Annotated in this window: 23 protein-coding genes and 1 pseudogene; 10 read left to right on the forward strand and 14 right to left on the reverse strand. The window is 71.4% G+C overall.

The window, feature by feature from the left end; translation table 11 throughout:
• Window positions 1–123 precede the first annotated feature (123 nt).
• From ABZ434_RS07810 to ABZ434_RS07820, 3 genes and pseudogenes are all read right to left on the reverse strand, one after another.
• A pseudogene (locus ABZ434_RS07810) lies at window positions 124–1,233 on the reverse strand (3-hydroxyacyl-CoA dehydrogenase NAD-binding domain-containing protein); the annotation flags it as partial.
• A gap of 49 nt (window positions 1,234–1,282) precedes the next feature.
• Window positions 1,283–2,059 (reverse strand): CoA-transferase, encoded by a 777-nt coding sequence (locus tag ABZ434_RS07815; protein ID WP_359132915.1) that lies wholly within the window; start codon window positions 2,057–2,059, stop codon window positions 1,283–1,285.
• 47 nt (window positions 2,060–2,106) lie between these two features.
• Complete coding sequence (locus ABZ434_RS07820) at window positions 2,107–3,024, reverse strand: CoA-transferase (protein WP_359133257.1); 918 nt, start codon at window positions 3,022–3,024, stop codon at window positions 2,107–2,109.
• 160 nt (window positions 3,025–3,184) lie between these two features.
• Between ABZ434_RS07820 and ABZ434_RS07825 the strand changes: the two genes are divergently transcribed.
• Together ABZ434_RS07825 and ABZ434_RS07830 are read left to right on the forward strand one after the other, a co-directional pair.
• On the forward strand, window positions 3,185–4,087 hold the full coding sequence (locus tag ABZ434_RS07825) for a LysR family transcriptional regulator (protein WP_359132916.1): 903 nt from the start codon (window positions 3,185–3,187) through the stop codon (window positions 4,085–4,087).
• Window positions 4,088–4,202: 115 nt separating this feature from the next.
• Entirely contained in the window at window positions 4,203–5,429 is a 1,227-nt protein-coding gene (locus ABZ434_RS07830; protein WP_359132917.1) for an acetyl-CoA C-acetyltransferase, read from the forward strand.
• Window positions 5,430–5,567: 138 nt separating this feature from the next.
• Here ABZ434_RS07830 and ABZ434_RS07835 read toward each other — a convergent pair whose 3' ends face one another.
• The 5 genes from ABZ434_RS07835 to ABZ434_RS07855 all read right to left on the reverse strand — a co-directional run bounded on the left by ABZ434_RS07835 (window position 5,568) and on the right by ABZ434_RS07855 (window position 10,485).
• Entirely contained in the window at window positions 5,568–6,314 is a 747-nt protein-coding gene (locus tag ABZ434_RS07835) for a methyltransferase domain-containing protein (RefSeq protein ID WP_359132918.1), read from the reverse strand.
• Window positions 6,315–6,358: 44 nt separating this feature from the next.
• A complete protein-coding gene (locus ABZ434_RS07840; RefSeq protein ID WP_359132919.1) occupies window positions 6,359–7,822 on the reverse strand; it encodes a sialate:H+ symport family MFS transporter in 1,464 nt (487 codons plus the stop codon).
• A gap of 64 nt (window positions 7,823–7,886) precedes the next feature.
• A complete protein-coding gene (locus tag ABZ434_RS07845; RefSeq protein WP_359132920.1) occupies window positions 7,887–8,567 on the reverse strand; it encodes an N-acetylmannosamine-6-phosphate 2-epimerase in 681 nt (226 codons plus the stop codon).
• Window positions 8,564–9,529: an ROK family protein gene (locus tag ABZ434_RS07850; protein WP_359132921.1), complete on the reverse strand. Its 966-nt coding sequence runs from the start codon at window positions 9,527–9,529 to the stop codon at window positions 8,564–8,566. The genes ABZ434_RS07845 and ABZ434_RS07850 overlap by 4 nt, the downstream gene beginning before the upstream one ends.
• A complete protein-coding gene (locus tag ABZ434_RS07855) occupies window positions 9,526–10,485 on the reverse strand; it encodes a dihydrodipicolinate synthase family protein (protein ID WP_359132922.1) in 960 nt (319 codons plus the stop codon). Before ABZ434_RS07855 ends, ABZ434_RS07850 begins: the two co-directional genes overlap by 4 nt.
• 150 nt (window positions 10,486–10,635) lie before the next feature.
• Between ABZ434_RS07855 and ABZ434_RS07860 the strand changes: the two genes are divergently transcribed.
• Together ABZ434_RS07860 and ABZ434_RS07865 are read left to right on the forward strand one after the other, a co-directional pair.
• Window positions 10,636–11,334, forward strand: a complete 699-nt coding sequence (locus tag ABZ434_RS07860) for a FadR/GntR family transcriptional regulator (protein WP_359132923.1) — start codon at window positions 10,636–10,638, stop codon at window positions 11,332–11,334.
• 142 nt (window positions 11,335–11,476) lie between these two features.
• The gene (locus ABZ434_RS07865; RefSeq protein WP_359132924.1) at window positions 11,477–11,881 is read left to right on the forward strand and encodes a nuclear transport factor 2 family protein; all 405 of its coding nucleotides are present in this window, start codon (window positions 11,477–11,479) and stop codon (window positions 11,879–11,881) included.
• A 37-nt stretch (window positions 11,882–11,918) separates the two neighbouring features.
• Here the strand turns inward: ABZ434_RS07865 and ABZ434_RS07870 are convergent, their stop codons facing one another.
• The 5 genes from ABZ434_RS07870 to ABZ434_RS07890 form a co-directional block, all read right to left on the reverse strand.
• Complete coding sequence (locus ABZ434_RS07870) at window positions 11,919–13,100, reverse strand: FAD-dependent monooxygenase (protein WP_359132926.1); 1,182 nt, start codon at window positions 13,098–13,100, stop codon at window positions 11,919–11,921.
• 117 nt (window positions 13,101–13,217) lie between these two features.
• The gene (locus ABZ434_RS07875) at window positions 13,218–14,654 is read right to left on the reverse strand and encodes an exo-alpha-sialidase (RefSeq protein ID WP_359132927.1); all 1,437 of its coding nucleotides are present in this window, start codon (window positions 14,652–14,654) and stop codon (window positions 13,218–13,220) included.
• Window positions 14,655–14,722: 68 nt separating this feature from the next.
• Window positions 14,723–16,021 (reverse strand): GDSL-type esterase/lipase family protein, encoded by a 1,299-nt coding sequence (locus ABZ434_RS07880; protein WP_359132928.1) that lies wholly within the window; start codon window positions 16,019–16,021, stop codon window positions 14,723–14,725.
• 15 nt (window positions 16,022–16,036) lie between these two features.
• On the reverse strand, window positions 16,037–17,038 hold the full coding sequence (locus tag ABZ434_RS07885; RefSeq protein ID WP_359132929.1) for an acetylxylan esterase: 1,002 nt from the start codon (window positions 17,036–17,038) through the stop codon (window positions 16,037–16,039).
• A 174-nt stretch (window positions 17,039–17,212) separates the two neighbouring features.
• A complete protein-coding gene (locus ABZ434_RS07890) occupies window positions 17,213–17,932 on the reverse strand; it encodes an FCD domain-containing protein (protein WP_359132930.1) in 720 nt (239 codons plus the stop codon).
• Window positions 17,933–18,102: 170 nt separating this feature from the next.
• Here ABZ434_RS07890 and ABZ434_RS07895 point away from each other — a divergent pair, with 170 nt between their 5' ends.
• The 5 genes from ABZ434_RS07895 (at window position 18,103) to ABZ434_RS07915 (ending at window position 24,752) form a co-directional block, all read left to right on the forward strand.
• Window positions 18,103–19,698, forward strand: coding sequence for an ABC transporter substrate-binding protein (locus ABZ434_RS07895; RefSeq protein ID WP_359132931.1), 1,596 nt, complete (start codon window positions 18,103–18,105; stop codon window positions 19,696–19,698).
• A gap of 192 nt (window positions 19,699–19,890) precedes the next feature.
• Window positions 19,891–20,841: an ABC transporter permease gene (locus ABZ434_RS07900; RefSeq protein ID WP_359132932.1), complete on the forward strand. Its 951-nt coding sequence runs from the start codon at window positions 19,891–19,893 to the stop codon at window positions 20,839–20,841.
• Between the two features lies 1 nt (window position 20,842).
• Complete coding sequence (locus tag ABZ434_RS07905) at window positions 20,843–22,816, forward strand: dipeptide/oligopeptide/nickel ABC transporter permease/ATP-binding protein (protein ID WP_359132934.1); 1,974 nt, start codon at window positions 20,843–20,845, stop codon at window positions 22,814–22,816.
• A complete protein-coding gene (locus ABZ434_RS07910) occupies window positions 22,813–23,820 on the forward strand; it encodes an ABC transporter ATP-binding protein (RefSeq protein ID WP_359132935.1) in 1,008 nt (335 codons plus the stop codon). The genes ABZ434_RS07905 and ABZ434_RS07910 overlap by 4 nt, the downstream gene beginning before the upstream one ends.
• Window positions 23,817–24,752 (forward strand): dihydrodipicolinate synthase family protein, encoded by a 936-nt coding sequence (locus ABZ434_RS07915; RefSeq protein ID WP_359132936.1) that lies wholly within the window; start codon window positions 23,817–23,819, stop codon window positions 24,750–24,752. Before ABZ434_RS07910 ends, ABZ434_RS07915 begins: the two co-directional genes overlap by 4 nt.
• Window positions 24,753–24,841: 89 nt before the next feature.
• Here the strand turns inward: ABZ434_RS07915 and ABZ434_RS07920 are convergent, their stop codons facing one another.
• On the reverse strand, window positions 24,842–25,693 hold the full coding sequence (locus tag ABZ434_RS07920; RefSeq protein WP_359133259.1) for a chaplin family protein: 852 nt from the start codon (window positions 25,691–25,693) through the stop codon (window positions 24,842–24,844).
• A gap of 384 nt (window positions 25,694–26,077) precedes the next feature.
• Between ABZ434_RS07920 and ABZ434_RS07925 the strand changes: the two genes are divergently transcribed.
• The gene (locus ABZ434_RS07925) at window positions 26,078–26,479 is read left to right on the forward strand and encodes a rodlin (protein WP_326739621.1); all 402 of its coding nucleotides are present in this window, start codon (window positions 26,078–26,080) and stop codon (window positions 26,477–26,479) included.
• The last annotated feature ends 135 nt before the right edge of the window (window positions 26,480–26,614 follow it).

Here is a 26,614-nt window from a genome sequence, read left to right on the forward strand (position 1 = left end):
GTGTCGGTATTCCAGCCGGGTGACCTACCCCCCGCCCCCCCCCCCCCCCGCGCGCGCGCCCCGCCCCGCGGGGGGCCCCGGGGCGGGGCACCCCCCCCCCCCCCGGGCGCGCCCCCCCCCCGACAGCGGGTCCACACCGAACGTGCGCCCCGCGGGCAGTTGGTGCGCGGCCACGGCCGAGGCGACCGTGGTGCCCCAGACCGGGACCAGCACCAGCGCCCCGGCGGTCGGCGCCCGGCCGGTCCCGACCGTGACGCCCGCCGCCGTCAGAGCCTCCCGCAGGGCGGTGGCGTCCGCCTCCCCGGCCGGGGAGGCGGCGACGACATGCACCGGCCGGTCCGCGTCCCCGGGGACCGGTGCCTCCGGTGCGGGCGTGGCCGCGTCGGAGCCGTACGGGAACCAGCCGCGTCCCGTCTTGCGCCCGTGCAGTCCGGCCGCCACCCGGTTCGGGGTCAGATACGAGGGGCGGAGCCGGTCCTCGTGGCGGAAGCCGTCCCAGATCGAGTCGATGACGGCGGCCGTCACATCGAGTCCGGTGAGGTCCATGAGTTCGAACGGGCCCATCCGCAGGCCCAGCACGTCCCGCGCGATGCGGTCGATGCCCGCCGGGTCGGCGACGGTCTCCTCCAGCAGCGCGAGCGCCTCCGTCACCAGTCCGCGCCCTGCGTGGTTGACGAGGAAGCCGGGGGTGTCCGCGACCGTGACCGCGCGGTGCCCGCAGCTCTCGACGAGCGCGGTCAGCAACGGCGGGATCTCCGGGCGCGTGGCCGCACCGGGCACGACCTCGACGATCCGCATCAGCGGGACCGGGTTGAAGAAGTGCAGTCCGGCCAGGCGCGTCGGGTCCTTCAGGGTGGCGGCGATCCGGGTCACCGACAGCGACGAGGTGTTGGTGGCGAAGACGGCCGATGCGGGCAGTGCCTGCTCCAGCCTGCTGAAGACGTCCGCCTTGGTGGCCAGGTCCTCCCGTACGGCCTCGACGACCAGCCCGACGTCCGGGCCCCCGGCCCACGGGTCGTCCAGCGGAACCAGCCGGTCCAGCGCGGCGTCCGCCTCCGAGGCGGACATCCGGCCCTTGTGCACGGCGCGTTCGAGCATGGACCGTACGAAGCCTGCCGCCTCCGTCACCGCCTCCGGCCGCACGTCGCACAGTTCGACGGTGTGTCCGGCGGTGGCTGCCCACTGGGCGATGCCGCGGCCCATGGCTCCGGCGCCGACGATCCTGATACGCATGGTGGTCCTGGTCCTCTCGATGGGGCGGTTGGCGGTCGGGCGGGACGGATCAGCGCAGGTACACGCGCTCCGGGTCGACATCCTCGCGCAGCAGCCGCAGCTCCGCCCCGGTCGGGGGCGGCACCTCGTCGACCGTGTCGGCGGCCCGGAGGTCCCAGCCGGTCGCGGCCCGGACCTGTTCCACGGTGACCCCGGGCTGGACGGCGACCAGGCGCAGTTCCTCGCCCACGCCCTCGCGGGCCAGGATGCCCAGTTCGGTGACGACCCGGGTGACGCCTGCGCCCAGCGGACGGATGCCTTCGGCGAGCGCGCGGTCGGGCCCCGGGGTGGTGCAGAAGTCGAGCGCCGCCGGGAAGGACCGCGGGTGATGACGGCGCATCACCACGAAGACCTCGCGGGAGTTGGCCATCACCTCGACGCCGCCGCCCGAGCCCGGCAGCCTGACGGACGGGCTGTGCCAGTCGCCGATCACGGAGGTGTTGAGGTTGCCCCAGCGGTCGATCTGCGCGGCGCCCAGGAAGCCGATGTCGATGTGGCCGCCCTGCAGTACGCAGCCGAAGAGCATGGACATCGAGATCACCGCCTCCGCGCCCGTGATGAGGACCGCGTCGGCGATGGTCTCGGGCAGGTGCGAGGGGTGGGCGCCGCACACCCCTGACTCGTACACCACCTCGATGTCCGGGGCCACCGTCAGACGGGCCAGTTCGGTGGCGAGGGTCGGCAGGCCGATTCCGGCGAACACGGTGCGACGGGCGGCCAGTTCGCGGGAGGCGACGACGGAGAGCAGTTCGGACGAGGTGACGGACGGGGGTGCGGTGCCGGTCATGGCCCGTTCCTTCCCCTGCTCCGTGGCGGCGATACCGTCGGCGGTGCTCACAGTCGCCGCCCGTAGTTCACCGGCTCGCTGAGCGCCTCGCCGACCGCGAGCCCCGCCCAGAACTCCTCGCCGAGCCTGTCGACGTACTCCGCATGGTCCGCCGTGCCGTGCACCCACTCGTCCAGCCAGGCACGGAGCCGCTGCTGGTCCTTGCTGATGTGCGACCAGGCCCGGTAGAAGGCGTTGTCCCGGTCGTAGTAGCCCTGCGCGAACGAGGGATGCGCACCGCGTGGGCAGTGGACGACCGCGTCGACCGCGTGCGCGGGGACGAGCGTGCGGTTGGGATCCGAACGGATCACCTCGTCCTCGACGATCTCCTCCACGACGACGACCGCCTTGTCCGCCGCGTACACCGCCTCGGCCTGGACGCCGGTCAGCCCCCATATCTGGGTGTTGCCCCTGCGGTCGGCGCGCTGGGCGTGGATGATCGTCACGTCCGGGTTGACGGGCGGTACGACGTAGATCTGCTCGGGTTCGCCGTCCGGACCGGGGTACGGCGAAGTGACCTTGCGCAGACCGCTGTTGACGGTCGGGAGATCGCTGCCTCCGTAGGAGCGCAGCGGATGGAACGGCAGCCGCCGGGCGCCGGCGAGATAGCGACAGACCATTCCGTAGTGGCTGTACTCCTCGAATGCGAGGGGTGCCGGGTCCGCGCTCTCCACCCGCCGACGGAGCTCACCGAGCGAGCCGGCCGACGAGTTGCCCACGAACGAGGAGACCAGCCGGGTCACACAGCCCGCGGCGATCATCTGGTCCACGACGATGTCCGCCGTCATCCGTACGACAGTGAGGTCACGGCGGCCCTGTCGGATGATCTCGTGACCCGCTGCGGTCGGGATCAGGTGGGTGAAGCCTTCGAGGCAGACGGTCGCGCCGTCATGGACGAAGGCGGCGACCGCCGCCTTCATCGACATCGACTTGTCTGTCCGGTCCGTCGGGGCCACGGTGCTCCTCTGCGTGTGCGGGCGCGCGCGTCGCCCCACGGTGCCAGCGGCCATTGATCGCTGTCCAATACCGAATTAAGCTCGGATCGAGACGGTGAATTAATCAATGGGTGCGGAGGGAGGGGCGGGCGTGGAACTGCGCCACCTGTTCGCGTTCGTCGCCGTGGCGGAGGAGCTGCATTTCGGCCGGGCCGCCAGGCGGCTGCAGATGGCCCAGCCGCCGCTGAGCCAGCAGATCCGTCAGCTGGAGAAGGAGCTGGGCGTCCAGCTCTTCGAGCGCAACACCCGATCGGTGCGGCTGACCAGCGCGGGGGAGTCGTTCCTCCAGCCGGTGCGGACCGTGCTCGACGACCTCGACACCGCCGTACGGGCCGCGAGAGCGGCGGGCCGCGGCGAGTACGGGCGGGTCAGCATCGGCTTCGCGGGAGCCTCCAGCCACGAGACGCTGCCCCGGCTGACCCGGGCGGTGCGCGCCGCCCATCCCGGGATCGAACTCGTCATGACGGGCCAGACCTACGCCAACGTCGCCCTCGCCCGGGTCGCGGACGGCTCGCTGGACCTGGGGTTCGTCCGCCTGCCGGTGACACAGCCCGGCGTCACCTTCCGGGTCATCGACGAGGAGGAGCTGGTGTGCGCACTGCCCTCCGATCATCCGCTCGTCGCACGTGACAGCGTGCCGCTGGAGGTGCTGGCCGGGGAGCCCTTCGTCTCGTTCCCCGCGAACACCGGCTCCACCGTGCGCGACGCGATGGTCGGGGCCTGCGAGGCTGCCGGGTTCAACCCCCGGGTGGTGCAGGAGGCCCCGGACTCGTACACGATCCTGGCGCTCGTGGCCGCGGGAGTCGGGGTGACCCTGACCGTCACCTCCGTCCAGCACATCCAGCAGAGCGGCCTCGTCTACCGGCCCCTCGCCGGGCCGCCGATCAGGCGGCAGGCGGCGCTCGCCTGGCGGGCCGACAACCCCTCGGCCGCCCTGCGCGCGGTGCTCGCCGTCGCCGAGGACGCGCTGCCCACCCCTCGCACGGCTGATTGAGACGCTCGACGTCTTGAATCAGGGGGAACAGGATATTGGACCGACTCAGTCGTCGGGTGCGAGGGTCAAGGCAGACCCTTGTCTCCTTCTTCCGCACTCACGGAAAGGCGCCCCTGTGCCCGACCAGAACGATGTCGTGATCTGCGAACCGTTGCGCACCCCGATCGGCCGCTTCGGCGGGGCGTTCGCCGGGCAGACGCCGGCCTCCCTCGCCGCACGCGTCATCGCCGAGGTCGTCGCCCGCACCGGGATCGACCCGGACCGGGTCGACGAGGTGATCCTCGGGCACGCCTATCCGTCCTCGGACGCCCCCGCCGTGGGCCGCGTGGCCGCCCTGGACGCCGGGCTCCCGCAGTCCGTCACCGGCCTCCAGACCGACCGCCGCTGCGGCTCCGGCCTCCAGGCCGTCCTCGACGCCGCGATGCAGATCAGGGCCGGGTTCAGCGAGGTGGTGATCGCCGGTGGCGTCGACGTGATGAGCGCCGCCCCGTACTACACGCACGACGGCCGCTGGGGCATCAAGGGCCCCGGTCTCCAGCTCCACGACTCGCTGGCCCGCGGCCGGGTCACCGCCGGCGGCGTCAACCACCCGGTGCCCGGCGGCATGATCGAGACGGCGGAGAACCTCCGCCGCGAGTACGGCATCAGCCGCGCCGACCAGGACGCCCTGGCCCTGCGCTCGCAGCAGCGCGCGGCCCGGGCGGCGGCCGAGGGGTGGTACGCGGCCGAGACCGTGGCCGTCACGGTGAAGACGCGCAAGGGCGAGACGGTCGTCACCGCCGACGAGCACCCCCGCCCCGACACCACCGCCGAACAGCTTGCCGCACTCCGCCCGATCCTGAGCGGGTCCGACCCGGAGGCCACGGTCACCGCGGGCAACGCCAGCGGTCAGAACGACGCGGCCGCCGCCTGCCTGGTGACCGGCGTCGCCACCGCGGAGCGCCTGGGCCTCACCCCGCTGGTCCGGCTGGTCTCCTTCGCCCGCGCGGGTGTGCCCGCGGCGACCATGGGCATCGGCCCTGTACCCGCCACCCGCACGGCACTGGCCCGCGCCGGGCTCTCCCTCGCCGACCTCGACCTGATCGAGCTCAACGAGGCCTTCGCCGCGCAGGTGCTGGCCTGCACCCGCGAACTGGGTCTCGGCGAGAAGGACCACGAGGAGCGGATCAACGTCAACGGCTCGGGCGTCTCGCTCGGCCACCCGGTCGGCGCCACCGGCGCCCGCATCCTCGCCACCCTCACCAGGGAACTGCACCGCCGCGAGGCCCGCTACGGACTGGAGACCATGTGCATCGGCGGCGGCCAGGGCCTTGCCGCGGTCTTCGAGCGCGTCGCGGTCTGAGACCTGCCGGCACGGTGGACCGCGTCCCGGGCTCGAAGTCCTCGGTGAAACAGCCGTCGTGCCGGATGCGGAACCGCTCGAGCTCCTCGCCCCGCGCCGCGACACCTCCGCGGCCCCCACCCGGGCTGCTCCCGACGATCAGCGCTTCATCAGGGCGAACACGCCCCATCCCAGGTACTCGCGCTGGTACCGGGCGTGCCGCACCGGCCCCGTGTCCAGTTCCGCGCGCATCTCGCCGGCCAGCTCGTCGTCGGGGTTCGCGTCGAGCCAGCGCCGGATGCTGAGCCACTGAGCCGCGACGTACCGGTCCCAGCCCTGCTGGTCGGCGAGCACCATCTCCACCACGTCCCAGCCCAGCTCAGCGAAGTGTCCGAGCAGTTCCGGCAGGGCGAAGAAGTCGTCCCGCCCCGTGGCGTGACACGCCTCGACGGTCTTCAGGTCCGGCGGCTCCCGGCGCCAGTACGGCTCACCGATCAGCAGCAGACCGCCCGGCCGCACCGAGCGCTCCAGCAGCCCGACCGTGCCGGCCACGCCGCCGCCGATCCAGCTGGCGCCGACGCACGCGGCCAGGTCGACGGGTTCCGGTGCGACATGGCCGGACGCGTCGCCGTGCACGAAGCCGACCCGGTCCGCCACCCCCAGCTCCGCCGCCCGCTCACCGGCGGCGGCCAGGAAGACGGTGCTGATGTCGACCCCGGTCCCGGTCACACCGTGATCGCGTGCCCAGGTGCAGAGCAGCTCGCCGCTGCCGCAGGCGAGGTCGAGCATCCGGGTACCCGGAGCCAGGCGCAGGGCCCGGCCCAGGGTGGCCAGGTTCTCCTCGGTGAACGGATTGTGTACGCGATGGCCGCTCTCGCGAATGGTGAATGCACGGGGAAGGTCCACGCCGGGAAGCTAGGCCGTCCCGGTGCCGCAGTCCACCGAATTACCTAGCGGTACACGGGCGCGTGCTCGTCGGGCGCCTGCGTCGGACCCGCCGCCAGGTGGTCCCGCCCGGCGTCCGGGTCCGTCAGCCGGTTCAGCCGCGCCGGTACGTCGAAGCCGACCAGCAGCACCACGATCACCGTGCCCGCGAACGTCAGCACGGCCAGGGCCCGGCCCAGGTCCATCCCGGAGGCGAGATGGGCCCCGAGCACCGGGGCGACGGCCCCGCCGAGGGCGCCCACGTTGTACGTGAAGCCGAGCGCCGCACCCCGGCTCGCGGTCGGGAAATGACCGCCGATGTAGCGGGGGAGCAGACCGGAGATGCCGAAGCTCGTCGCCTGGAGCAGGAACAGCAGGATGCCGAGCAGCATCAGGTTGTTCTGCACCGCGAAGACCGGATAGACGAAGGCGAGCGAGGCCAGCAGCGTCAGCGCGTACGCCTTCTTCGTGCCGATCCGGTCGCCGAGGAAGCCCGCGACCCAGCAGCCCACCATGGTGCCGAAGCCGGCGAAGTACAGCACGTCGGTGACCTGGTCCGTGGTGTAGCCCAGCTCCGTCTTCAGATACGTGGGCAGCAGGGCCTGGATCGGCCAGGAGTAGAGGAACGCGAAGAACAGCGTCACGATCATCGACAGGTACAGCACCCAGCCGCGCTTCCCGCCCAGCTGGACGGCGAACGCTGCGAGCGTGAGACCTGCGATCACCGAGAGCACCGGCACCATGCCGGCTCCGCCCGGCGTGAAGACGAGGAACAGGGAGACCGTGGCGACGACGACGAGGACCGTGTTGACGGTGGCGCGGGCAGGGGTGAGGAACAGTGGCCGGAAGGGGTTGGGCTTGGCCTCCTCCTCCGCCACGGACTCCGTCCACTCCTCGGCTTCGGGCAGCGCGCGCCGCATCCACAGCGCGATGGCGATCGGGATCAGGCCCAGGTAGAACATCCAGCGCCAGCCGAGCGAGGGCACCACCCAGTCGTAGACCTGGGCGGCGAGCACCGAGCCGACCGAGAAGCCCGAGATCAGGAAGCCGCTGGCCCGGTTGCGCAGCGCGGCGGGCCAGCTCTCCATGACGTAGGTGGAGCTGGCGCTGTACTCACCGGCCATGCCCATGCCGATGGCCAGCCGGGCGGCGAACAGACTGGTGTAGTTCCATGCGAACCCGCAGGCGAAGGTGCCCACCGAGTACAGCAGGATGCTGAGCACCATCGACAGCTTGCGGCCGTAGCGGTCGCCGATGGCGCCGAGTACGGCCCCGCCCAGCCAGCGGGTGATGAACGCGCCGGAGATCAGGCTGGCCGCCTGCACCGTGCTCAGGCCGAACTCGTCACTGATCTCGGTCAGCACGAGGGTGATCAGCACGAAGTCGAAGCCGTCGAGGACATAGCCGATCCAGGCGGCGAAGAACGACTTCCACTGGGTGCGGCTGACCTGGCGGTACCAGGGGAGCGTGGGGGGTGGTGAGATCTGCACGGTGACTCCAGGATGCGGGACGGTGCTCGCCTTTGAACAGCCGTCCCGCGTGGTGGGGGGCAGGTCAGGGCCGGGTGATGCCCTCGACGAAGCGGGCGGTCAGGGCGGTGGGGGCGGTGATGGCGGTGCCGACGACGACGCTGTGGGCGCCGCGTGTCAGGGCCTCGGCCGCCTCCGCGGGGGTGTTGATGCGGCCTTCGGCGACCACCGGGACATCGATCGCGGCAGAGAGTGCCGAGACCAGATCGAGATCGGGGCCGGTCTGCTTCGGCGTGCCGGGAACGTAGCCGGACAGGGTCGTGGAGACGAAGTCCGCCCCCAGCCCCGCCGCCGCGACCCCCTCGGCGAGGGTGGAGACGTCTGCCATGACGAGGGCGCCCGCCGTGTGTACGGCCTCGACGAGCTCGGCGAACGTCGATCCGTCGGGGCGCGGCCGGTCGGTGGCGTCCGCGGCGACGACGGCCGCGCCCGCCCCGGCCACCGCGAGGGCGTGCCGGACGGTCGGGGTGATGAACACCCCGGTGTGGCCGTCCTTCCACAGGCCGATGACCGGCAGGTCGACGACGGCGGTGATCGCGGCGACGACCTCCGGGTCGTTGGCCCGGATCGCGGCGCCACCTCCGGCGACGGCCGACAGCGCGAGCCGCACCAGGGTGGACGTCTCCCGCATGGGGTCGCCGGGGGGTGCCTGACAGGACACGATCAGCTTGCCCCGGAGGGTGGCGGCCAGTTCCTGCGCGGTCATCGGAGAGCTCCCGGGTGGTGGAGGGGAAGGGTGGTGGTGAGGGCGGCCGCGCCGAGCACGGCCGCGTCGTGGCCGAGGAGCGGGGCCCGGGGGACGAGCCCGCGCAGCGGAGCCATCAGCTCCGCGGTGAAGGCCGCCCGTAGGACGTCCCCGTACAGCGCGCCGATGCGCGGGACCCCGCCGCCGACGACGACCCGGTCGGGTCCGAGAGCGTTGGCGAGCCCGCCGAGGACGTGGCCGGCGGCGGCCGCACCGGTGGTGATGGCCGTGACGGCGTGGGCGTCGCCCGCGGCGGCCCGCGCGGCGACGGTCTCCAGCCGGTCCACGGGGGCGCCGGTCAGCCGTGCGTAGTGGGCGGCGATCCCGGGCCCGGAGGCGATGACCTCCAGGTGGCCGGTGGCGCCGCAGGTGCAGAGCAGACCGGCCGCCTCGGGACTGGGCAGGTGGCCGAGGTGCCCGGCGATGCCGGAAGCGCCGTGCAGCATCCGCCCGTCGACGGCGACGGCGCCGCCGACTCCGGTGCCGATGGCGGCGAAGAGCAGCGAGCCGTGGCCCCCGGCCTCTGCGTTCAGCGCGGCGAGCTCCGGCCCGGCGGTCGCGCGCACGTCGTTGTCGCAGGCCACCGCGTAGCCGGTGCGGTTGGCGAGGCCGACGCCCAGCGGGGTGCCGGCCCAGCCGCGCAGCGAGTCGGTGGCGCTGGTGACCATGCCGGTACGGGGGTCGATGACCCCGGCCGCCGCGATGCCGAGCACCGCGGCGCTGTGGCCGGGGTCGACCTCCGCGGCGGCCGCGGCGAGCGCGTCGAGCACCGCCGCCGCGCCCTCCCGGGCCGGGGTGGGACGGCTGTGCCGGGCCAGGACCGTGCCGTCGGCCCCGAGGAGCGCGGCGGCGATCTTCGTACCGCCGAGGTCGAGGCCGACGACGGGCGGCCCGGCGGGTGCCGGCTGTGCCGAGGTGGTCATCGGACCGGCGGCAGACCGGCGTCGCGCAGCCGTCCGGAGACGAGCGCGACGGACTCGGCGGACAGCTGGATCTGCGGGAACGCGGTGTCGCCGCACTCGATGATGCCGAGCAGCCGGAGCGCCGACTTGAACGAGCCGAGCGCCGAGGAGCTGCGGCCCATGTCCGCCTCGGGGCCGACGTCGACCATGGCGAACAGCTCGATCAGCCGCTCCTGCTCCTTGGCGGCCAGCGTCCAGTCACCGGCCCGCGCGGCCTCGTAGAGCCGTACGTAGCCGGCGGGGTCCACGTTGCCGATGCCGGGGACGACGCCATCGGCGCCGGCGAGCAGGGCCGCGTCGACGGTCAGCTCGGAGCCGGTGAGGATGCTGAAGCCCGGGACCGGGCCGTTGGCACGGCCCTCGCGGCCACCGAGCTCGACGATGAGCCGGCGCAGCCCGCCCTCGTCGCCGCTACTGTCCTTGAGCCCGGCCAGGGTGCCGTCCTCGGCGAGCTCGCGGACCAGAGCGGAGGACAGCTTGCTGTGCACGGCGACCGGGATGTCGTACGCGAACAGCGGCAGGTCCACCTCGGCGCGCAGCCGGCGGAAGTGCCCGGCGATCTCCCTGGCGTGGGTGCGGGTGTAGAACGGCGCGGTCGCGACCAGGGCGTCGGCACCCAGGGCGGCGGCCGCCCTGGCGTGCTCGACGACCCGGGCCGTGGTGGTGTCGATGACGCCGGCGAGGACCGGGACGCGGCCGTCGGTCGTGTTGACGACGGTCTCCAGGACCGTGGCGCGCTGTTCGTCGGTGAGGTAGGCGACCTCGCTGGTGGACCCGAGCGCGAAGAGTCCGTGCACACCCCCGGCGACTAGGTGCTCGACGAGCCGGACGAGGGACGTGGTGTCGACCTCCCCGCGGGAGTCGAGCGGGGTGCAGACCGGCGGGACGACGCCGTGCAAGGGTGCGGTCAGAGACATGGTGAAGGCTCCAGCTGATCGGGACACCGATCCGTGCCTGAGCGGCTACCCGGATCGGGATGTGGGACGTAAGATGTCCTATGTCTGGCTTCACCTTAAACAGATGCTCCTGCGAACGGTCAAGGGGCAACGGCACTTCAGGAGGACGTTGTGGCGCGGCCCACCATGGCGCAGGAGATCGAGCGCTGGATCAAGGAACTGATTCTGGAGCGACGGCTCGCGCCGGGCGACGCGCTGCCCACCGAGGCCGAGCTGATGGAGCTCTTCGGAGCCGGCCGGGTGTCCGTGCGCGAGGCCCTCAAATCGCTCCAGGCGGTCAACGTCGTGGAGATCCGCCGCGGTTACGGCACCTTCGTGGGCTCGCTCTCCCTGTCACCGTTCGCCGAGGGCCTCGCCTTCCGCGCTGCCGTCCGTCACCGCCAGGGCGAGCCGGGGCTCGCCGAACTGATGAAGGTGCGCGAGGCACTGGAGGCGGGACTCGTCGGGACCGTGGCGGCCGGAGTCCCCGACGAGGACCTCAAGGTGCTGCGCGCCCTGGTCGCGAAGATGGAGGAGGAGGCCGGATCGGGCGGCAAGGTCGCACGCTCCACCGACCGCGCCTTCCACCTCGCGCTCTACGCCTCGCTGGACAACCACCTGCTCAGCGAGGTGCTCGACGCGTTCTGGGCGGCCATGGACCGGGTGCGGGAGGACCTCGACGACGGCCACCAGGACCCGTCGGTCACCTGCGCCCAGCACCACGAGATCGTCGAGGCGGTCGCGGCGGCCGACGGCGTGCGCGCCGTGAGGGCGATGCGCACCCACTTCGACGGCATCCGCACCCGGCTGGAGCCGTCCCTGGTCCGGTAGCTCCGCGCAGCCGGCCAGGCATCACGTCGTCGCCGCCCTGGCCGGCCCGTGGCCGCCGCGCATGTCGGCACGGCCCGCAGAGCCTTCATGGATCAGGATCGGACGGGCCCGCACCGCACGTCCGACCCGAAAGGCCACACGCATGACAGCAGAGTCACCGGCGCAGACCGTGCAGCGCTTGTTCCCGCTGCTCGCCGAGGGGAAGAGCGCGGAGGCGGCGGCACTGTTCGCCGACTCGGTGTCGTTCTCGGTCCCGCATCCGCCGGGCATTCCGTGGGTGCCGGAGGCCGACTCGAGGGAGGGCATGCGGACGTTCTTCGAACTGCTGCGGACCCATGTGCGAGCCAAGGAGTTCGACCTCCGCCAGATCGTCGCCGAGGGCGACGACGTCGTGCTCTTCGGGCGCATGGTCTCCGAGGTCAGGAAGACCGCCCGGGACATCGACACCGCGTTCGCCCTGCACGCCACGGTCCGGGACGGACGGATCACCCGTTACCACCTCTACGAGGACAGCTACGCCGTCGCCCGGGCCTACTTCGGCGACTGATCCGCCGGGAGACGCGCCGGATCGGTCGCCGAGACCGTCACTCGCGCTGGACGCCTCCGTACAGATAGCTCCCGGCGCCGTCCAGCGTCGCCCGGCTCCAGTCCGCCACCTCCGCGGGGCCCATCGCCGCCCAGTCCGGGGTCCGTTCGACCATGGCGTGCCCCAGCCTGCGGCCCAGGGCGACCAGACGGGCGCCCTCGCCCGACCGCTCGTCGGCGTACCGGCGCAGCGCGTCGGCGGCCGACGGTGAGGCCTGCAGGACCCGCTCCAGGCAGAGCGCGTCCTGCAGCGCCTTGGTCGCGCCGCTCGCGGTGTGCGGCCTGGTGATGCTCGCAGCGTCGCCCGCCAGCAGGAACGGCGGCTCGGCGACCCGGGGCACATGGAAGTCGGCGACGTCGTGGCATGCCAGGGAGGTGTGCGCACCCCGGGCGACGATCTCGGCCCAGCCCGCCGGGAAGTGCTCCTCGGCGACGTGCCGCACGTATTCCTCGCGCGCGGCGGTCCACGACGGCGGGGGAGGGGGGCCGTAGATGGCGTAGGCGAGCAGCCCCGGCCCCTCGGCGGCGCCCGGGATCAGGTAGAACACACCGTGTCCGCCCCGGAATCCCAGCGTGATCCAGGCGGTTCGCACCAGCTCCCACTGGTGCGGGTGCCCGGTGAGCACGTCGAGCGGGAGGGTGCCCCGCCACACCACGTACCCCGCCGGAACAGGCCGCACCCCCGGGGCGAACGCCGCCCGGGTGACGGACCGCGGCCCGTCCGCCCCGACGACGACGTCGTAGCGTTTCTCCGAGCCCGCCGTACGGATCACCGCGCCGCCCGACGGATGACGCAGCACCTGGGTGACGGGACGCCCCCGGTGGTATGTCACTCCGTCGGCGTTCGCGCGCAGCGTGCGCCACAGCAGCCCCCAGTGACACGGCGTCACCGCACTTTCCTGACGGGCCAGTTCACGCGTGGAGCGGCCGCCCGGCTCCCGGGCCAGCCAGACCCGCGAGGGCACCGGGGCCGTCGGCATGCCGGAGTCCAGATAGCCGGCCGCGACCAGCTCCGCGTGGAGCGGCGGCGGGATCACGATGCCGAACCCCCGGTCCTCCAGCGCCCCGTCGCTGCGCTCGTACACCGTGACCTCGGCCCCGGCCCTGGCTCCGGCGATCGCCATGGCGCAGCCGGCGACACTCCCGCCGACGACCCCGATGCGTAAACCCGTCACCGCCATGTCCGCCACCACCTTCCCCGGTTGCTCCGACCGCTGTGGACGGAGCCCATTGAAGAGGCCGGCGGCAGCCTGCGTCCAACCGTCCCGTGACGGCTGGACGCAGGGCCTTCTTCCGCGCTATGGCGTGACGGTCACCGTCGCGCTGCCCGAGGCCTGCTTGCCGTCCGCCTTGTACGTGACGGTGAGCGCGGCGTTGCCCGAAGCCCCCGCGGGCACGGTGACCGGGACCTTGATGTTGGCGCCCTCTCCCGGACGTGTCGCCGGGAACGCCACCTGCTTGGTCGTCCATCCGGCGGGCACGGTCAGGTCGAGCGTGCCCGCGCTGCGGGTGACGTCCATCCGGTTGACGACCCGGACGGTGATGTCCGCGGCCGTACCGGCTTTCAGCGTGGCCGGCGGGGTGATGGTGATGTCGGCGCAGGTGCCGCCGAGCCACTTCAGGTCGAACGAGTCGTACGTGATGTGCTCGGCGTTGCCGCGCTCGTACAGCAGCCCGACCCGGCCGCCCGGGAGACGGGTCAGCGTCGAGTAGGCCGCGGCGCCCGCGTCGACGACCTTCTTGATCGGCCACGTCTTCCCGTTGTCACAGGACATCTTGACCGTGAGGTTCTTCCGTGACGTGGCCTCGGTGTTGCTGAACAGCAGCCAGGAGGACTGCGGGTCCGAAGCGGCGGCGTCGGGGGCGTAGCGGATGACCGAGGCGTTGTTCGCCGGGTCGGGCAGCTCGGTGTCCTGGACGAACGGGGTGTAGGTGACCCCACCGTCCGTGGAGTACGCGATCGTCCGGTAGGGCGCCGAGCGGTTGTTGAGCATGATGGTGCCGTCGTTCAGCTCGACGGTCTTGTTCTCGTCACCGCCGGGGCCGACCGGAGTGCCCATCTTCCAGGTCTCGCCGTGGTCGTCGCTGTACGCGCTCGCCGCGTAGTTGGCGCCGTTGATACGGACCGCGTACTGCTGGATCAGCCGGCCCTTGTGCGGCCCGTTGCGCAGCTGGATGCCCTCGCCGGACGAGGCGAACATCCCGGCCCAGGCGGGGTCCTTGATCTGCTTGGTGATACGGCGATGGGTCCAGGTGAGCCCGTCGTCGTCCGAGTAGCTGTAGTCCGCCTGGAGGACGTTCGGATCGGTCTCGTCGTTGCCGGTGGCCGAGCCGAAGAAGCCCTGGTTCACCCCGGCCGCGTAGAACATGAAGAGGCGGCCGGTGGTCCGGTCGACGAGCAGGCTCGGGTCCCCGTACCCCTTGGGGGCGGCGTCCTTGCGGACCACCTGCTGCGCCTGCCAGGTCGTGCCGCCGTCGGTGCTGCGCCGCAGCACGACGCTGATGTTGGACGGCAGGTCGCCCAGGGTGGGGCGGGCGTCGTAGGCGGCCAGCAGCGTGCCCTTGACCGAGGTGGTGAGGGCGGGGATGCGGTAGTGGGGGGAGCCGACGCCGTCGACGGTCAGGTCCTGGGTGGTGAGCGTGCCGGGGGCGGGTGCCGCGGCCTGCGCGGTGCCGGTGGTGGCGACCACCAGCAGGGTGGCGCCGAGCAGGGCGACCGGGACAGTTCTGTTCATGGACGATCTCTCTTCTCGGAAGGGGTGGGGCTTCGCGAAGGGTGGGAGACAGGGGGAGGTGGGCCTGGCTACGGGATGTTCAGGGAACAGACCGCGCTGCTTGCCTCGAAGATCCGCAGTTCCTTGATCATCCTGAGCGCGACGCGGTGGTGTCCGCGCTCGTTGGGGTGGAGTCCGTCGCTGAGGAGGGACAGGGGGACCTGGCCGCCGTCGCCGTCTCTCCAGTCGTTGTAGTGGTCGACGAAGACGGCCTGCTGCTGCGCCGCGACCTCGCCCATGACCTGGGCGTACTGCGAGAGGTTCGCCCGGCCCGGCCACGTCGCCGGATCCACCGGGTTGGGTGACTGCAGGACCGGAACCGGGGAGCCGGGCAGCGCACGCACCGACCCCACGAGCGAGACGAGGTTGGCCCGGTAGGCGTCGAGGCCGAGTCCCGACGTCGCGATGTCGTTCGTACCGATCATGATCGACACGACGTGCGGCGAGAAGGCGGTGACCCGCTCGCCGAACCGTGCGACGAGTTCGGCGCTGGTCGCGCCGCTCACCCCGGAATCGATCACGAAGTCGCGGTTCTTGGGCTTGCCCAGCTCCCAGCGCACCCGTTCCATCCAGTGTTCCGGGTAGCTGCGCCAGCCGTGGGTGTGCAGCGCACCGTGGGTGATGCTGTCGCCGGTGACGACCCAGGTGGCCGGAGTGTCGCTGTTGAGGATCGTGGAGATCCGGCCCAGGTCCGCGAGATCGGGGCGGGGGCTCTGCGCGACCAGCTCGGTCTCGCTCAGCACCCGGTCCCAGACCGCGGCCCGCTCGATGGTGCCGGTGAAGAACCACTCGCCGCCGGGGTGATCGCTGTCGGTGTTGCGCCCCAGTGCGAGGGCGGCCGGCTTGGTGACGTTCTTGACGAAGGCGTGCCGCACCGTCTGGAAGACGGTGCGGCCGCCGGCGTGCAGCCTGGTGCCGGACGCGTCGACGGTGACGGCGACGGTGTGGCGCAGCCCGTCGTCGTACCGTGTCCGGGTCATGACATTAATGAGGACCACGCCCTTGTCGCGTACGGAGAACTGAAGGGCGCCGCCGCTCGGGTTCAGCGTGATGTTGGAGGAGGGGGCGGTGGGATCCGAGGCGCTGATCAGCGTCATCGCCTGGTGGTGAGTGGTGGTGCGGAAGGTGACGACGATGGTTCCCGTGGTGAGCGGGGCGAGTGCGCCGGCCTGGTTCGACAGGTCGACGTATTCGCTGCCGTCCAGGTCCACCGGGGTGTCGTGGTCCAGGACCGGGCCGCTGCCCGGAGCGGCGGCGAAGGCGCGGCCGCCGAGCTGGGTGCTCAGGGCTGCCGCGCCTGCGGCAAGGAGCATGGATCGTCTGCGCACGGAAGGTGCCTCCGGTCAGGAGTGGCCGGCCTGCTCGGTCGGCAGGCCTGCGAACAGGGAGGCCACCCAGGCCAGTTGCTCCCGCTGCTGGTACTCCGCGCCGCCCTCGTGCCCGTTGAACGCGTAGATCCGCACGTCCTTGGGTCCGGCGTAGCCGTTGTAGGCCGTGAAGCAGGTGGAGGGCGGGCAGATGTCGTCCATCATCGCGATGGAGAACAGCGCGGGAGCCGTGGCCCGGGTGGCGAGCAGTGCGGCGTCGAAGTACGACAGGGTGGAGAAGACGGTCTCGCCGCGGTCGCGGTGGAGCTTCAGGTACTCGGCGATCTCGGTGAACGGGGGGCGGCCCGAAATCTCCGCCCCGCGACGGAAGTTGCAGAGGAACGGCACATCCGGCAGCACCCCCGCCAGGCCGGGCACGAGCCCGGAGACGGCCAGCGCGATCCCGCCGCCCTGGCTGACGCCGGTCACCACGATCCGGTCCGGATCGATCCCGGGCAGGCCGCGCACCGCGTCGACGCAGCGCACCGCGTCGGTGAACAGCCGCCGGTAGTAGTACGTTTCGGGGCTCTCGATGCCCCGGGTGAGGAAACCGGGTACGGCTCCGGCCGTGCCGCCGTCCGGATCGGCGGTGTCGCCGCCGGCAGCCGACCAGCCCTGACCGCGGGTGTCCATGAGCAGGTGCGCATGACCGGCCGAGGCCCAGAGCAGGTTCTCGTGCGCCAGCCCCCGGCCGCGTCCGTAGCCGAGGAACTCCACGACGCAGCCCAGCGGTTCGCTCGCCCCGGCCGGCATCCGCAGCCAGCCGCGCACCGGTTGTCCGGCGAAGCCGGGAACCGTCACGTCGTACGTACGGACCTGGGTGAGCCCGGTCTCCACCGGTGCGAACACGGGCTTGTCCGCCGCGCAGGAACGGGCCTCGTCCAGGGTCCGCGACCAGAAGGCGTCGAAGTCCGCCGGAACGGGAAGCGACGGCCGGTAGTCGCGGCAGTCCGCGAGTGAGAGGTCCGTGAACGGCATGGAGGTGCCCTCCTGGGGTGCGGCGGGTGGTGCCATGTGCGAAGTGGCGCACACGCCATCAGACGGATGACGTCAGATGTCCTATCGGCACACGGACCCTAGGCACCCACCACGTGGGCCGTCAAGGGTCCGTCCGGCCGGTTCCGCCGGCTCCAGGTGACTCGGGTGGGCGGCTCAGCGCCGGGCGCGAGCCTCGGAGATCCGGCGTCGTACGGGGGCGTAGTGCTCGCCGAGCGCCTTGATGAACCCGGTGATGTCGCCCGCCCGGGCGGCGTCCACGATGCTCTGGTGAGCCGCGATCGTGGCCCTCTCGTCGGCGTGCGTGAATCCGTCCAGGTGCGGCGCGACGATCGCGTACACATCCCAGAACGCCATCGAGAGCTGGCCGATGAGGTCGTTGCCCAGCGGTGTCACGAGCAGGGCGTGGAAGGCGCGGTCGGCATCCACGAAGCCGTGCCCGTCCTGGGCCCCGGTCGCGCGCATGGTGGCCACCAGGCCGTCCAGGGCGTCCAGCTGCTCCGGGGTGAGGAGTGAGACGATCCGGTCGGCCCGCCCGCGCTCGAAGAGCTCGCGCACGTCGACCAGGTCGGACATCACCTGGAAGTCGTCGTCGGGCGAGAGCAGCCCGCGGAAGGTGAGACTCTCCACCAGCGCGGACAGGCTCAGCCGGCCGACGTACGTGCCGTGCCCGTGACGGACCTCGACGATGTCCAGCGCGTTGAGGATCTTGACGGCCTCGCGGACGCTGGAACGGCTGGCGCCCAGCGCCTCGCACAGGGCGGGCTCGGTGGGCAGCGGGTCCCCCGGACGGAGCCTCTCCTCGAGGATGTACCGCTTGATGCCGTCGACGACTTCCTGCCGGAGCAGCTGCCGGCCGGGCCTCGTTCCGGACATATGTGAACTCCCCACCTCTTGACCCCTCTCGATTGTCAAGCTACGTTCCCACGCTATCAAGGCATCAGACATCTGACGTCTGATGCTTCAGGTTTCGCGGCCCGCCGTGAAACCCGCGCCAGACCCCCGGTTTTACCCACGACGCCCCACCCCAAGTCCCTGGAGGACCCGTGCCCGAGCTGAGAGCAGCCGGTGTCGAGCGCCGCACCTTCCTGCGTTACACGAGTGCCGTCGGTGCCGCGGCCGCCATCACGGCGGGCCTTTCCGCATGCGGCGGTCCCTCCTCGACCGCCAACGGCTCGACGGGCAAGGGCAGCGGCAGCGACCTCATCGAGGCCGGTCTGTCCTACCCGCTGTCGACCGGCTTCGACCCGATGATCACCTCGGGTGCGACCCCGTACGCCGCCAATATGCACATCTTCGAGGGTCTGGTGGATCTCGATCCGGCAACACTCGTGGCGCGGCCCGCACTCGCCACCGAGATGCCGAAGAAGATCAACGCCACCACCTACCGCGCCACGCTGCGCAAGGGTGCGACCTTCCACGACGGATCGGCCGTCACCGCCGACGACGTCGTGTTCAGCTTCGAACGCATCCTGGACCCGAAGAACGCCTCGCTGATGGCGCAGTTCGTGCCCTTCATCGACACCGTCGAGGCCGTCGACGCCGGCACGGTCGAGTTCAAGCTCAAGTACCCCTTCGCGCTCTTCCCGTCCCGCATCGCCGTGGCCCGGATCGTGCCGAAGAAGATCGTCGAGGCGGACGTCAAGGGATTCGACGCCAAGCCCGTCGGCTCGGGGCCGTACAAGTTCATCTCGGCGACCCGCGAAGACAAGATCGTCTTCGAGAAGTTCGACAAGTACAACGGCGCCCACCCCGCCAAGGCCAAGAAGATGGTCTGGCGCCTGATCTCGGACCAGTCGGCCCGCGTCAGCGCCATGCAGTCCGGCCGCGTCCAGGCCATCGAGGACGTCCCGTACATCGACGTGAAGGGACTCTCCGCCTCGGCGAAGACCGAGTCCGTGCAGTCCTTCGGCCTGCTCTTCCTGATGTTCAACACCGCCGACAAGCGGTTCGCCGACAAGCGGGTCCGCCAGGCCCTGCACTACGCGCTGGACACCGAGAAGATCATCAAGACCGCCATGGTCGGCAACGCGTCGGCCGCCACGGGCTACGTCCCCGCCACGCACCCCGACTACCACAAGGCCGCCACCGTCTACACGCACGACGTGGCCAAGGCGAAGAAGCTGCTCGCCGAAGCCGGGGTGAAGGACCTCAAGTTCACCGTCCTGACCACCGACACCGGCTGGGTCAAGGACATCGCCCCGCTGATCAAGGAGAGCTGGGCCGCGGCCGGCATCCAGGCCACCCTGGGCATCGCCCAGTCCGCGGCCCAGTACGCAAAGGTCGACAGCGGTGACTTCGAGGTCCTCGTCGCACCCGGCGACCCCTCGGTCTTCGGCAACGACGCGGACCTCCTGCTGCGCTGGTTCTACTACGGCTTCTGGCCGGAGAACCGCTACGGCTGGTCCAGGACCACCGAGTACAAGAAGGTCAAGCAGCTCCTCGACAAGGCCGCCCAGGCTGGCGACGAGGCGACCCGCAAGCAGCTGTGGGGTCAGATCACCGACGTCGTCGCCGACGAGGTGCCGCTCTACCCGATCCTCCACCGCAAGTTGCCCACCGCCTGGAACGAGAAGGGCCTGACCGGCTTCAAGCCGCTGCCGACCACCGGCCTGTCCTTCCTCGACGTGAGCCCCGCCTGACCGGCGATCCCCGCCGGGCCGTACGGCAGTCCCCGCACAGGCTGCCGCAGCGACCCGGCACTCCCGCCCGGATCGGGCCGACCCGGCCCGATCCGGCGGGAGCCCCGGACACGCGTCCGACAACCCGGTCCGGGACACCGAGACGCCCGGTCTCCCGGACCGAATGACCGCCCAACCGCAAGGAACCCGACGATGGTTGCTTTTCTCCGGCTCGCGCTGCGCCGCGTCGCGATGATGCCGGTGATGATCCTCGGTATCGCGTTGCTCGTCTTCGTGGTGCTGCAGTTCTCGCCGGTCGACCCGGCCTACAACGCGCTCGGGGAGAGCGCCTCCCCCGAGGCCCGGGAGGCCTTCGCCGAGGCCAACGGGCTCAACGACCCGTTGCCCGTACGCTACTTCCACTTCCTCGGCCAACTGATCCACTTCGACCTCGGGTCGACCGTGCCGCCGAGCCAGCCCGTGGTCGACCGGATCACCGCCGCCTTCCCGCTCACCCTCCAGCTCACCATCCTCGGGCTCGTCATCGCCGTCGTCCTCGCCGTCCTCGGCGGCGTCCTGGGCGCGATGTACCGCGACCGCTGGCCCGACCAGCTCTTCCGGGTGCTGTCCATGGCCGGGGTCGCCATTCCGTCCTTCTGGCTCGGCGTCCTGCTCATCCAGCAGTTCGCCCTGAACACCCAGATCTTCCCGACCGGCGGATACACCAACATCGCCGACTCGTTCGGCGGGTGGCTCCGGACGATGTTCCTGCCCGCCGTGTCGCTCGCGGTGCCCGTCGCAGCCTCGCTCGCCCGCCTCATCCGCACCTCGATGGTCACCGAACTCGACCGGGACTACGTCCGCACCGCCCAGGGAAACGGCCTGCCGGTCTTCCTGGTCGTCCGGTCCGTGCTGCGCAACGCACTCGTCACCCCGCTCACCGTGCTCGGCGTCAAGGTCGGTTACCTCCTCAGCGGCGCGGTCGTCATCGAAGCGATCTTCGACCTGCCCGGCATGGGCAAACTCATCCTCGAAGGTGTCACCGGAGGCGACATCGCCCTGGTCCAGGGCACCGTACTGACCATCGCCATCGCGTTCCTGGTGGTCAACGTCATCGTCGACCTGCTCTACCTGCTGGTCAACCCGCGCATCAGGACGGTGTGACATGTTCGCCACGGGCCGTCTGGCCAAGAAGCTCTCCCGACCGGGCGTCGCCTTCCGCGCCCTCCCGGTAACCTCCCGCGTCGCCTTCGGCGTCCTGACCGTCGTCATCCTCGGCGCCGTGCTCGCCCCCCTGCTCACCCAGGACCCACTGGCCACGGGAAACCCCGTCCAGGCCCCGAGCGGCGCGCACTGGTTCGGCACCGACCGGGCGGGACGCGACGTGTTCGCCCGCGTCCTGCACGGCTCGCGCTACTCGCTGGTCATCGGCCTCGGCTCGACCGCCTGCGCCCTGGTCGCCGGGGCCCTGCTCGGCTCGCTCGCCGCCACTTCGCGCAAGCTCGGTGACGAGTCCGTCATGCGCACGCTCGACGTCATCATGTCGTTCCCGCCGATCGCCCTCGCGGCCGTCCTCGTCGCCGTGTTCGGCACCAGCATCCCGGTGATCATCTTCACGATCGCCTTCGTGTACACCCCGTCGCTGGCCCGCGTGGTCCGCGCCAACGTCCTCTCCCAGTACGGCGAGGACTACGTCGCCGCCGAGAAGGTCATCGGTGCCCGGCGCGGCTACATCGTGCTCAAGCACGTAGCGGTCAACTGCATGGCCCCGGTCATGGTCTTCGCGACCGTCATGGTCGCCGAGGCCATCATCTTCGAGGCCAGCCTCTCCTTCATCGGCGCCGGTGTGCAGGACCCCGACCCCAGCTGGGGCAGCGTCCTCGCCTACGGCCGGCAGATCCTCCTGGCCGGCGGCTGGTGGGCCACCTTCTTCCCCGGCCTGGCTCTCCTGATCACGGTCCTCGCGCTCAACATCCTCTCCGAGGGCCTCACCGACGCCTCCGCCGCGCCCAGGAGCGCCCGCGCCGCCGTCGACCCCACCGCGACCACCGCACCGGACCCGGTCGAGGCCGCCGCCACCGTCGACATCGACGCCGCCCTCACCAAGCTCGCCCAGCACATCAACGCCACCGAGCCCACCATCACCCCGGTCCGCGCGGACGCCGACGAACTCCTCGCCGTCCGGGACCTGGCGATCCGCTTCCCGGACCGATACGGCGAGATCCCCGTCGTCGACAGGCTGAACTTCACCGTCCACGAGGGCGAGACCCTCGGCCTGGTCGGCGAGTCCGGCTGCGGCAAGTCCATCACCAGCCTCGCCGTCATGGGCCTCCTCGCCCGCAACGCCGAGGTCAGCGGCGAGATCCTCTACCGCGGCCGGGACCTGCTGAAGCTCCCGCCGAGGGAACGCCGCGCCTTGATGGGCCCCGAGATCGCGATGGTCTACCAGGACGCGCTCTCCTCCCTCAACCCCTCCGTGCTCGTCGGCACCCAGCTGAGGCAGCTGACCTCACGCGGCGGTACGAAGACGCCCGCCGAGCTCCTGGAGCTCGTCGGCCTCTCGCCCGAGCGCACCCTGCGCAGCTACCCGCACGAGCTCTCCGGCGGCCAGCGCCAGCGCGTACTCATCGCCATGGCCCTCTCCCGCAGCCCCCGTCTCCTGATCGCGGACGAGCCGACCACCGCCCTCGACGTCACCGTCCAGGCCCAGGTCGTCGAACTCCTCATCCGGCTCCGCGACGAGCTCGGCTTCGCCATGGTGCTGGTCTCGCACGACCTCGCCCTCGTCGGCGACCTCTCCCACCGGGTCGCCGTGATGTACGCGGGACGCCTCGCCGAGGTCGGAGAGACCCGGGCGTTCCTCACCGACCCCGCCCATCACTACAGCCGCGGACTACTCGGCTCCGTCGTCTCCCTGGAGGCCGGCGCCGAACGGCTCCACCAGATCCGCGGCGTCGTCCCCGCACCCCAGGGCTTCGGCGCGGGATGCCGCTTCGCGGGCCGCTGCGGTGCGGCGACCGACCTCTGCCGCACCGCCACCCCCGCACTCACCGGGCGCGGCACCACGAACGACCACGGCTTCTCCTGCCACCACCCGGCCGGGGCCGCCACGAAGAAGCTGGAAGGGAGCGCCCTGTGATCAGGCTCAACGGCGTCCACGTACGCCACAAGGCACGCAGCGGCGGTCTCTTCAGCCGCGACGCCGTCCACGCGCTGACCGATGCCACCCTGGAGGTCAAGCGCGGCGAGATCGTCGGCCTGGTCGGGGAGTCGGGCTGCGGCAAGTCGACACTCGCCCGGGTGCTGACCGGACTGCAGAAGCCCACCGAGGGAGAGGTCCTCTTCCACGGACGCGACCTGTGGGCCATGCCGGGCGCCGAGCGGCGGGGCGACTTCGGCTCCGCCGTCGGCGTCGTCTTCCAGGACCCGTCCACCGCCCTCAACCCCCGGCTCACGGTCCGCCAGATACTGCACGACCCGCTGGACGTGCACCGCCGCGGCACCCGCGAGGAGCGCGAGGCCCGCGTGGAGGAACTCCTCGACCTGGTCGGCCTGCCCGGACACACCCTGGCCGCTCTGCCGGGGCAGCTCTCCGGCGGCCAGCGCCAGCGCGTCGCCATCGCCCGCGCCCTGGCGCTGGAACCCGAGCTGATCGTCGCCGACGAACCCACCTCCGCGCTCGACGTCTCGGTCCGCGCCCAGGTCCTGAACCTCCTCGTCGACCTGCGCGAACGCCTCGGCCTCGGCATGGTGTTCATCTCGCACGACATCCAGACCGTGCGCTACCTCGCCGACCGCATCGCCGTCCTCTACCTCGGCCGCATCGTCGAGGAGGGCCGGGCGGCCGATGTTGCGGGCAGCCCCCGCCACCCGTACACCGAAGCCCTTCTCTCCGCGACACCCAGTCTGCTGGAGACGACGCAGCGCATCGTGCTCACCGGCCCGGTGCCCTCCGCCACCAACCCGCCGCCCGGCTGCCCGTTCAGCACCCGTTGCTGGAAGGCCGACGACGAGTGCTCGACCGCCTTCCCGGGGGAGACCTTCGGGGCCGGCGAGCACCGCTGGCACTGCGTCCACCCCCAGACCCCCGCGTCCCCCTTTGGGGACCCGAACCCCGTACCGTCCGCAAGGAGCACCGCATGACCGCCCGAACCCCCCGCTACTCGGGAGTGATCCCGCCCGTCGTCACCCCGCTCACCGCGGACGGCGAGCTCGACCGCCCCTCCCTCGAGCGGGTCGTGGGGCATCTCCTCGACGGTGGCGTCAGCGGGCTCTTCGCCCTCGGCAGCTCCGGCGAGACCGCCTATCTGACGCCCGGACAACAGGACGAGGTCATCGAGGTCATCACCTCGGCGGCAGCCGGCCAGGTGCCGGTCCTCGTCGGCGCCATCGAGACCACCACCAACCGCGCGATCGAGCGGGCCCGGCGGGCCGCCGCACTCGGCGCGGACGCCGTCGTCGTCACCGCGCCGTTCTACACCCGCACCCATGACCTGGAGATCGACCGGCACTTCCGGGACATCGCCGCCGCCGTCGACCTGCCGCTCCTGGCGTACGACGTGCCGGTCTGCGTGCACAGCAAGCTGGATCCGGAACTGCTGCTGCCGCTCGCGGCCGACGGTGTGCTGGCCGGTGTGAAGGACTCCAGTGGGGACGACGGCTCGTTCCGCCGGCTGGTCCTCGGCGCCGGTGAACTGCCGGACTTCTCCGTCCTCACCGGCCATGAGCTGGTCGTCGACGCGATGATGCTCGGCGGCGCCGACGGCTCGGTCCCGGGGCTCGGCAACGTCGACCCGCACGGGTACGTACGCCTCCACCACGCCGCGGTCACCGGCGACTGGGCCGCGGCCAGGGCGGAACAGGACCGTCTCGTCGCGCTCTTCGACATCATCCGGGCCGCCCGCCCCGGCACGGTGTCCGCCACGGCGGCCGGACTCGGAGCGTTCAAGACCGCGCTCATGCTGCGCGGGATCATCAGCACCAACGTGATGAGCCCGCCGATGCGCAGGCTGGACGCCACGGAGACGGCGACGATCGCCGCGTGCCTGGACCGCGCGGGACTCTCCCGGGTCTGATGACCGCGAGCGCGGTCGCCCGGACGTGCGAAGGTCCGGCCGGACAGCTTCCCGCTGTCCGGCCGGACCTTTTCGTGTGCGGGGCTACATCACTTCTGCGCGGCGCGGCTGCGACGCATCAGCAGGCCGCCACCGAGCACCAGGGCGGCGCTGGCGCCACCCGCGATGCCCAGGTTGTCGTTGGCACCGGTGTGCGCCATCTGCGGCGGCTTGTGGTGCTTGGACGGGGTGTGGTGCCAGGTGTGGGTCGGCGGGTTGTGCGGGTGCCAGGTGTGCGTCGGCGGGTTGTGGGTCGGCGGGTTGTGCGTGGGCGGGTTGTGGTGCGGGGGGTTGTGGGTGGGCGGGTTGTGGTGGTGGCTGGGCGGGCAGTTGTGGTCGTGGTGGTGCTTCGGCGGCTTGTGCGGCTTCGGCGGCTTCGGCGGGTTGTGGTGACCCGGCTGGCAGGCGCAGTCGTGGTCGTGGTGGTGGTGCTTCGGCGGCTTGTGGTGCGTCGGCGGCTTGTGGTGGTGCGGGGGCTTCGGGGTGTCGACCTCACCCGACTCGTTCTCGCACTCGTTGCCGAAGGCGGGGTTCAGCGCACCCACCACGTCGACCGTGTTGCCGCAGACGTTGACCGGAACGTCGATCGGCGCCTGGATCAGGTTGCCCGACAGCACACCGGGGGAGTTGGCGGCGACACCGTCGGCGTCCGCGCCCTGGGCGTCTCCGGCCTCGGAGCCGCCGTCCTCGTTCTCGCACTCGTTGCCGAAGGCGGGGTTCAGCGCGCCGATCACGTTGACCGTGTTGCCGCACAGGTTGACCGGGATGTGCACGGGCACCTGCACGGCGTTGCCCGAACCCACACCGGGCGAACCGATCGCGGCGCCGTCGGCCGAGGCGTCGGCGAATGCGTAACCGCCGGAGGCGGTCAGGATGCCTGACGCCGCCGCCATGACGAGCACGCTTTTACTCAAGGCTTTTCGCATCGATTGCCCTTCCTGGGACATTTCGCGCGGGCAGTATTGACCCGCAATTCATTCATCAGGCCGTCCAGCAGCCGTCGGGCCTGCCAGTTCTGCTGGGTGGGCGTCCCTTCGGGCAAGCTTGACGACACCCCTAACGACGCAAAAGCGCGCGGGAAACGTGGAACCAGTGAGAATCCTGTGATCACTCGGACGGGCTACGGATATGCGTTCGCTTGACGTTTCCGCTCCGTTCCGCCCGACCTCCTTCGTACGGATGTCCGCGCAGTCATGGCATTCGGGTGAATGGAGATAACCAAACGTCCGCAGGTCAGTTGGTCAGTGCGCTCCGGTACGGGGCGTCCAGTACGAGAAGGGTTCATCGTGATCAAGAAGGTCCTGGCTACGGGTGCCGTCGCCGCCTCCATCCTCGGTCTCGGCGCGACGCAGGCGATGGCCATCGGCGACGCGGGCGGCACGACCTCCATCAACGGCAACGGTGCCTCGCAGTCGTTCGGCAACGCCGAGACGCACGGCGACGGCAGCCCGCAGTTCGGCCTGGTCCAGGGCTCGCTGAACAAGCCCTGCATCGGCCTGCCGGCCAAGGCCAACGTCGGTTCGCTGATCGGCCTCATCCCGATCGCGGTCCAGGACGTCAACGTCCTGTCCTCCCCGCAGAACCAGCAGTGCACCGAGAACTCCACCCAGGCCAAGGGTGACGAGCCGCTGTCGCACATCCTGTCCGGCATCCCGGTCCTCTCCGGCAACGGCGCCGGCAACAGCTGATCCAGCTGTCAACAGGCCCGGGCCGTCGGCGTTTCCCGTCGGGCGGCCCGGGCCTGCTGCTGCCCTTCCGGGGGCGCGCGAAGAAGTCCACATGACCCACAGCGGTAACAGTGCGTGATCGGAAGCTGCATCATT

The sequence above is a fragment of the Streptomyces sp. NPDC005761 genome (genome assembly GCF_040630635.1).
Lineage (GTDB): Bacteria > Actinomycetota > Actinomycetes > Streptomycetales > Streptomycetaceae > Streptomyces.